Consider the following 7500-nt stretch of genomic DNA (forward strand, 5'->3'; position numbering starts at 1 on the left):
AGATGTTTCAGTTCCCCGGGTCTGCCTTCTCATATCCTATGAATTCAGATATGGATACCACTCCATTACGAGTGGTGGGTTTCCCCATTCGGAAATCTCCGGATCAAAGCTTGCTTACAGCTCCCCGAAGCATATCGGTGTTCGTCCCGTCCTTCATCGGCTCCTAGTGCCAAGGCATCCACCGTGCGCCCTTTCTAACTTAACCGTTAAAAAGAATCACTACGTGATATCTTGCATTACTAATTGAATGTGATGTCTACTGTTATCTAGTTTTCAAAGAACACATTTCGAAGGAATGATCCTTCAAAACTAAACAAGACAGGGAACGTTCTGTTTATAAGACCCAAGGTCTTATATTCCGTATAATATCCTTAGAAAGGAGGTGATCCAGCCGCACCTTCCGATACGGCTACCTTGTTACGACTTCACCCCAATCATCTGTCCCACCTTCGGCGGCTGGCTCCTAAAAGGTTACCTCACCGACTTCGGGTGTTACAAACTCTCGTGGTGTGACGGGCGGTGTGTACAAGGCCCGGGAACGTATTCACCGCGGCATGCTGATCCGCGATTACTAGCGATTCCAGCTTCACGCAGTCGAGTTGCAGACTGCGATCCGAACTGAGAACAGATTTGTGGGATTGGCTTAACCTCGCGGTTTCGCTGCCCTTTGTTCTGTCCATTGTAGCACGTGTGTAGCCCAGGTCATAAGGGGCATGATGATTTGACGTCATCCCCACCTTCCTCCGGTTTGTCACCGGCAGTCACCTTAGAGTGCCCAACTGAATGCTGGCAACTAAGATCAAGGGTTGCGCTCGTTGCGGGACTTAACCCAACATCTCACGACACGAGCTGACGACAACCATGCACCACCTGTCACTCTGCCCCCGAAGGGGACGTCCTATCTCTAGGATTGTCAGAGGATGTCAAGACCTGGTAAGGTTCTTCGCGTTGCTTCGAATTAAACCACATGCTCCACCGCTTGTGCGGGCCCCCGTCAATTCCTTTGAGTTTCAGTCTTGCGACCGTACTCCCCAGGCGGAGTGCTTAATGCGTTAGCTGCAGCACTAAGGGGCGGAAACCCCCTAACACTTAGCACTCATCGTTTACGGCGTGGACTACCAGGGTATCTAATCCTGTTCGCTCCCCACGCTTTCGCTCCTCAGCGTCAGTTACAGACCAGAGAGTCGCCTTCGCCACTGGTGTTCCTCCACATCTCTACGCATTTCACCGCTACACGTGGAATTCCACTCTCCTCTTCTGCACTCAAGTTCCCCAGTTTCCAATGACCCTCCCCGGTTGAGCCGGGGGCTTTCACATCAGACTTAAGAAACCGCCTGCGAGCCCTTTACGCCCAATAATTCCGGACAACGCTTGCCACCTACGTATTACCGCGGCTGCTGGCACGTAGTTAGCCGTGGCTTTCTGGTTAGGTACCGTCAAGGTACCGCCCTATTCGAACGGTACTTGTTCTTCCCTAACAACAGAGCTTTACGATCCGAAAACCTTCATCACTCACGCGGCGTTGCTCCGTCAGACTTTCGTCCATTGCGGAAGATTCCCTACTGCTGCCTCCCGTAGGAGTCTGGGCCGTGTCTCAGTCCCAGTGTGGCCGATCACCCTCTCAGGTCGGCTACGCATCGTCGCCTTGGTGAGCCATTACCTCACCAACTAGCTAATGCGCCGCGGGTCCATCTGTAAGTGGTAGCCGAAGCCACCTTTTATGTTTGAACCATGCGGTTCAAACAAGCATCCGGTATTAGCCCCGGTTTCCCGGAGTTATCCCAGTCTTACAGGCAGGTTACCCACGTGTTACTCACCCGTCCGCCGCTAACATCAGGGAGCAAGCTCCCATCTGTCCGCTCGACTTGCATGTATTAGGCACGCCGCCAGCGTTCGTCCTGAGCCAGGATCAAACTCTCCGATAAAGTAGTTTGACTGACTACGCACATCGCTGTGCGATTTATAAAAATGAATTAACAGGTACGTTTTGTCTTGTTTAGTTTTCAAAGATCATTTTGTTTGTCTGCTTTGTTAAAGCAACTTTATTAGTATACAATGTCGCTTCTTCAAAGTCAACAACTTTTTTAAGAAAATTACACTAACGTGCAATTGCTTGGCGGCGTCCTACTCTCACAGGGGGAAACCCCCGACTACCATCGGCGCTGAAGAGCTTAACTTCCGTGTTCGGTATGGGAACGGGTGTGACCTCTTCGCTATCGCCACCAAACAAATTGAGAGTGTTCTCTCAAAACTAGATAACAGGTGTGACATCATTCAAAATGTGGTTAAGTCCTCGATCGATTAGTATCTGTCAGCTCCATGTGTCGCCACACTTCCACCTCAGACCTATCAACCTGATCATCTTTCAGGGATCTTACTTCCTTGCGGAATGGGAAATCTCATCTTGAGGGGGGCTTCATGCTTAGATGCTTTCAGCACTTATCCCGTCCGCACATAGCTACCCAGCGATGCCCTTGGCAGAACAACTGGTACACCAGCGGTGCGTCCATCCCGGTCCTCTCGTACTAAGGACAGCTCCTCTCAAATTTCCTGCGCCCGCGACGGATAGGGACCGAACTGTCTCACGACGTTCTGAACCCAGCTCGCGTACCGCTTTAATGGGCGAACAGCCCAACCCTTGGGACCGACTACAGCCCCAGGATGCGATGAGCCGACATCGAGGTGCCAAACCTCCCCGTCGATGTGGACTCTTGGGGGAGATAAGCCTGTTATCCCCGGGGTAGCTTTTATCCGTTGAGCGATGGCCCTTCCATGCGGAACCACCGGATCACTAAGCCCGACTTTCGTCCCTGCTCGACTTGTAGGTCTCGCAGTCAAGCTCCCTTGTGCCTTTACACTCTGCGAATGATTTCCAACCATTCTGAGGGAACCTTTGGGCGCCTCCGTTACCTTTTAGGAGGCGACCGCCCCAGTCAAACTGCCCACCTGACACTGTCTCCCCGCCCGATAAGGGCGGCGGGTTAGAAGGTCAATACAGCCAGGGTAGTATCCCACCGATGCCTCCACCGAAGCTGGCGCTCCGGTTTCCAAGGCTCCTACCTATCCTGTACAAGCTGTACCAACATTCAATATCAGGCTGCAGTAAAGCTCCACGGGGTCTTTCCGTCCTGTCGCGGGTAACCTGCATCTTCACAGGTACTATAATTTCACCGAGTCTCTCGTTGAGACAGTGCCCAGATCGTTGCGCCTTTCGTGCGGGTCGGAACTTACCCGACAAGGAATTTCGCTACCTTAGGACCGTTATAGTTACGGCCGCCGTTTACTGGGGCTTCAATTCGCACCTTCGCTTACGCTAAGCGCTCCTCTTAACCTTCCAGCACCGGGCAGGCGTCAGCCCCTATACTTCGCCTTACGGCTTCGCAGAGACCTGTGTTTTTGCTAAACAGTCGCCTGGGCCTATTCACTGCGGCTCTCTCGGGCTTGCACCCTAACAGAGCACCCCTTCTCCCGAAGTTACGGGGTCATTTTGCCGAGTTCCTTAACGAGAGTTCTCTCGATCACCTTAGGATTCTCTCCTCGCCTACCTGTGTCGGTTTGCGGTACGGGCACCTCTCACCTCGCTAGAGGCTTTTCTTGGCAGTGTGGAATCAGGAACTTCGCTACTATATTTCGCTCGCCATCACAGCTCAGCCTTATGGGAAACGGATTTGCCTATTTCCCAGCCTAACTGCTTGGACGCGGATATCCAATACCGCGCTTACCCTATCCTCCTGCGTCCCCCCATTGCTCAAATGGTGAGGAGGTGGTACAGGAATATCAACCTGTTGTCCATCGCCTACGCCTTTCGGCCTCGGCTTAGGTCCCGACTAACCCTGAGCGGACGAGCCTTCCTCAGGAAACCTTAGGCATTCGGTGGAGGGGATTCTCACCCCTCTTTCGCTACTCATCTAAGCATTCTCACTTCTAAGCGCTCCACCAGTCCTTCCGGTCTGGCTTCACAGCCCTTAGAACGCTCTCCTACCACTGTTCGAAGAACAGTCCGCAGCTTCGGTGATACGTTTAGCCCCGGTACATTTTCGGCGCAGAGTCACTCGACCAGTGAGCTATTACGCACTCTTTAAATGGTGGCTGCTTCTAAGCCAACATCCTGGTTGTCTAAGCAACTCCACATCCTTTTCCACTTAACGTATACTTTGGGACCTTAGCTGGCGGTCTGGGCTGTTTCCCTTTCGACTACGGATCTTATCACTCGCAGTCTGACTCCCAAGGATAAGTCATTGGCATTCGGAGTTTGACTGAATTCGGTAACCCGGTAGGGGCCCCTAGTCCAATCAGTGCTCTACCTCCAAGACTCTTACCTTGAGGCTAGCCCTAAAGCTATTTCGGAGAGAACCAGCTATCTCCAGGTTCGATTGGCATTTCACCCCTACCCACACCTCATCCCCGCACTTTTCAACGTGCGTGGGTTCGGGCCTCCATTCAGTGTTACCTGAACTTCACCCTGGACATGGGTAGATCACCTGGTTTCGGGTCTACGACCACGTACTCATGCGCCCTATTCAGACTCGCTTTCGCTGCGGCTCCGCATCTTCTGCTTAACCTTGCACGGGATCGTAACTCGCCGGTTCATTCTACAAAAGGCACGCCATCACCCGTTAACGGGCTCTGACTACTTGTAGGCACACGGTTTCAGGATCTCTTTCACTCCCCTTCCGGGGTGCTTTTCACCTTTCCCTCACGGTACTGGTTCACTATCGGTCACTAGGGAGTATTTAGCCTTGGGAGATGGTCCTCCCGGATTCCGACGGAATTTCACGTGTTCCGCCGTACTCAGGATCCACTCAGGAGAGAACGAAGTTTTGACTACAGGGCTGTTACCTCCTATGGCGGGCCTTTCCAGACCTCTTCATCTACCTCGTTCTTTTGTAACTCCGTACAGAGTGTCCTACAACCCCAAGAGGCAAGCCTCTTGGTTTGGGCTAATCCCGTTTCGCTCGCCGCTACTCAGGGAATCGCATTTGCTTTCTCTTCCTCCGGGTACTTAGATGTTTCAGTTCCCCGGGTCTGCCTTCTCATATCCTATGAATTCAGATATGGATACCACTCCATTACGAGTGGTGGGTTTCCCCATTCGGAAATCTCCGGATCAAAGCTTGCTTACAGCTCCCCGAAGCATATCGGTGTTCGTCCCGTCCTTCATCGGCTCCTAGTGCCAAGGCATCCACCGTGCGCCCTTTCTAACTTAACCGTTAAAAAGAATCACTACGTGATATCTTGCATTACTAATTGAATGTGATGTCTACTGTTATCTAGTTTTCAAAGAACACATTTCGAAGGAATGATCCTTCAAAACTAAACAAGACAGGGAACGTTCTGTTTATAAGACCCAAGGTCTTATATTCCGTATAATATCCTTAGAAAGGAGGTGATCCAGCCGCACCTTCCGATACGGCTACCTTGTTACGACTTCACCCCAATCATCTGTCCCACCTTCGGCGGCTGGCTCCTAAAAGGTTACCTCACCGACTTCGGGTGTTACAAACTCTCGTGGTGTGACGGGCGGTGTGTACAAGGCCCGGGAACGTATTCACCGCGGCATGCTGATCCGCGATTACTAGCGATTCCAGCTTCACGCAGTCGAGTTGCAGACTGCGATCCGAACTGAGAACAGATTTGTGGGATTGGCTTAACCTCGCGGTTTCGCTGCCCTTTGTTCTGTCCATTGTAGCACGTGTGTAGCCCAGGTCATAAGGGGCATGATGATTTGACGTCATCCCCACCTTCCTCCGGTTTGTCACCTAAGCAGTCACCTTAGAGTGCCCAACTGAATGCTGGCAACTAAGATCAAGGGTTGCGCTCGTTGCGGGACTTAACCCAACATCTCACGACACGAGCTGACGACAACCATGCACCACCTGTCACTCTGCCCCCGAAGGGGACGTCCTATCTCTAGGATTGTCAGAGGATGTCAAGACCTGGTAAGGTTCTTCGCGTTGCTTCGAATTAAACCACATGCTCCACCGCTTGTGCGGGCCCCCGTCAATTCCTTTGAGTTTCAGTCTTGCGACCGTACTCCCCAGGCGGAGTGCTTAATGCGTTAGCTGCAGCACTAAGGGGCGGAAACCCCCTAACACTTAGCACTCATCGTTTACGGCGTGGACTACCAGGGTATCTAATCCTGTTCGCTCCCCACGCTTTCGCTCCTCAGCGTCAGTTACAGACCAGAGAGTCGCCTTCGCCACTGGTGTTCCTCCACATCTCTACGCATTTCACCGCTACACGTGGAATTCCACTCTCCTCTTCTGCACTCAAGTTCCCCAGTTTCCAATGACCCTCCCCGGTTGAGCCGGGGGCTTTCACATCAGACTTAAGAAACCGCCTGCGAGCCCTTTACGCCCAATAATTCCGGACAACGCTTGCCACCTACGTATTACCGCGGCTGCTGGCACGTAGTTAGCCGTGGCTTTCTGGTTAGGTACCGTCAAGGTACCGCCCTATTCGAACGGTACTTGTTCTTCCCTAACAACAGAGCTTTACGATCCGAAAACCTTCATCACTCACGCGGCGTTGCTCCGTCAGACTTTCGTCCATTGCGGAAGATTCCCTACTGCTGCCTCCCGTAGGAGTCTGGGCCGTGTCTCAGTCCCAGTGTGGCCGATCACCCTCTCAGGTCGGCTACGCATCGTCGCCTTGGTGAGCCATTACCTCACCAACTAGCTAATGCGCCGCGGGTCCATCTGTAAGTGGTAGCCGAAGCCACCTTTTATGTTTGAACCATGCGGTTCAAACAAGCATCCGGTATTAGCCCCGGTTTCCCGGAGTTATCCCAGTCTTACAGGCAGGTTACCCACGTGTTACTCACCCGTCCGCCGCTAACATCAGGGAGCAAGCTCCCATCTGTCCGCTCGACTTGCATGTATTAGGCACGCCGCCAGCGTTCGTCCTGAGCCAGGATCAAACTCTCCGATAAAGTAGTTTGACTGACTACGCACATCGCTGTGCGATTTATAAAAATGAATTAACAGGTACGTTTTGTCTTGTTTAGTTTTCAAAGATCATTTTGTTTGTCTGCTTTGTTAAAGCAACTTTATTAGTATACAATGTCGCTCCTTCAAAGTCAACAACTTTTTTAAAACTTTTGGTGGAGCCTAGCGGGATCGAACCGCTGACCTCCTGCGTGCAAAGCAGGCGCTCTCCCAGCTGAGCTAAGGCCCCGTGAAAATGGTCGGGAAGACAGGATTCGAACCTGCGACCCCATGGTCCCAAACCATGTGCTCTACCAAGCTGAGCTACTTCCCGATTTCCTATCTATTCTATTAAAGGATATGGCGCGCCCGAGAGGAGTCGAACCCCTAACCTTTTGATCCGTAGTCAAACGCTCTATCCAATTGAGCTACGGGCGCAATTAAATTAATAATATCCCGTTGGGATAAATGGAGCGGAAGACGGGATTCGAACCCGCGACCCCCACCTTGGCAAGGTGGTGTTCTACCACTGAACTACTTCCGCATATCGCAATAAAAAAAGCTTTCTCCTTTT

At 52.0% G+C, this 7500-nt stretch carries 4 tRNA genes and 5 rRNA genes (1 of these 9 running past the window's edge); all 9 read right to left on the reverse strand.

From position 1 onward, the window contains the following. Window positions 1-205: ribosomal RNA gene (locus QA442_RS21585) — 23S ribosomal RNA — on the reverse strand (it extends 2724 nt beyond the left edge of the window). A 170-nt stretch (window positions 206-375) separates the two neighbouring features. Continuing rightward, window positions 376-1925 (reverse strand): 16S ribosomal RNA (locus tag QA442_RS21590). A 186-nt stretch (window positions 1926-2111) separates the two neighbouring features. Further along, window positions 2112-2227: ribosomal RNA gene (gene rrf, locus QA442_RS21595) — 5S ribosomal RNA — on the reverse strand. A gap of 54 nt (window positions 2228-2281) precedes the next feature. Further along, window positions 2282-5209 (reverse strand): 23S ribosomal RNA (locus tag QA442_RS21600). A 170-nt stretch (window positions 5210-5379) separates the two neighbouring features. Next, window positions 5380-6931, reverse strand: a 16S ribosomal RNA gene (locus QA442_RS21605). Together the 16S, 23S and 5S rRNA genes with 4 tRNA genes alongside form the textbook arrangement of a ribosomal RNA operon. A gap of 169 nt (window positions 6932-7100) precedes the next feature. Then, window positions 7101-7176 (reverse strand) — tRNA-Ala (locus QA442_RS21610). 7 nt (window positions 7177-7183) lie between these two features. Continuing rightward, window positions 7184-7260, reverse strand: a tRNA-Pro gene (locus QA442_RS21615). Between the two features lie 27 nt (window positions 7261-7287). Next, a tRNA-Arg gene (locus QA442_RS21620) sits at window positions 7288-7364 on the reverse strand. Window positions 7365-7395: 31 nt separating this feature from the next. Continuing rightward, window positions 7396-7470 (reverse strand) — tRNA-Gly (locus QA442_RS21625). Window positions 7471-7500 lie beyond the last annotated feature (30 nt).

It is taken from the genome of Bacillus stercoris (assembly GCF_029772985.1).
GTDB lineage: Bacteria > Bacillota > Bacilli > Bacillales > Bacillaceae > Bacillus > Bacillus stercoris.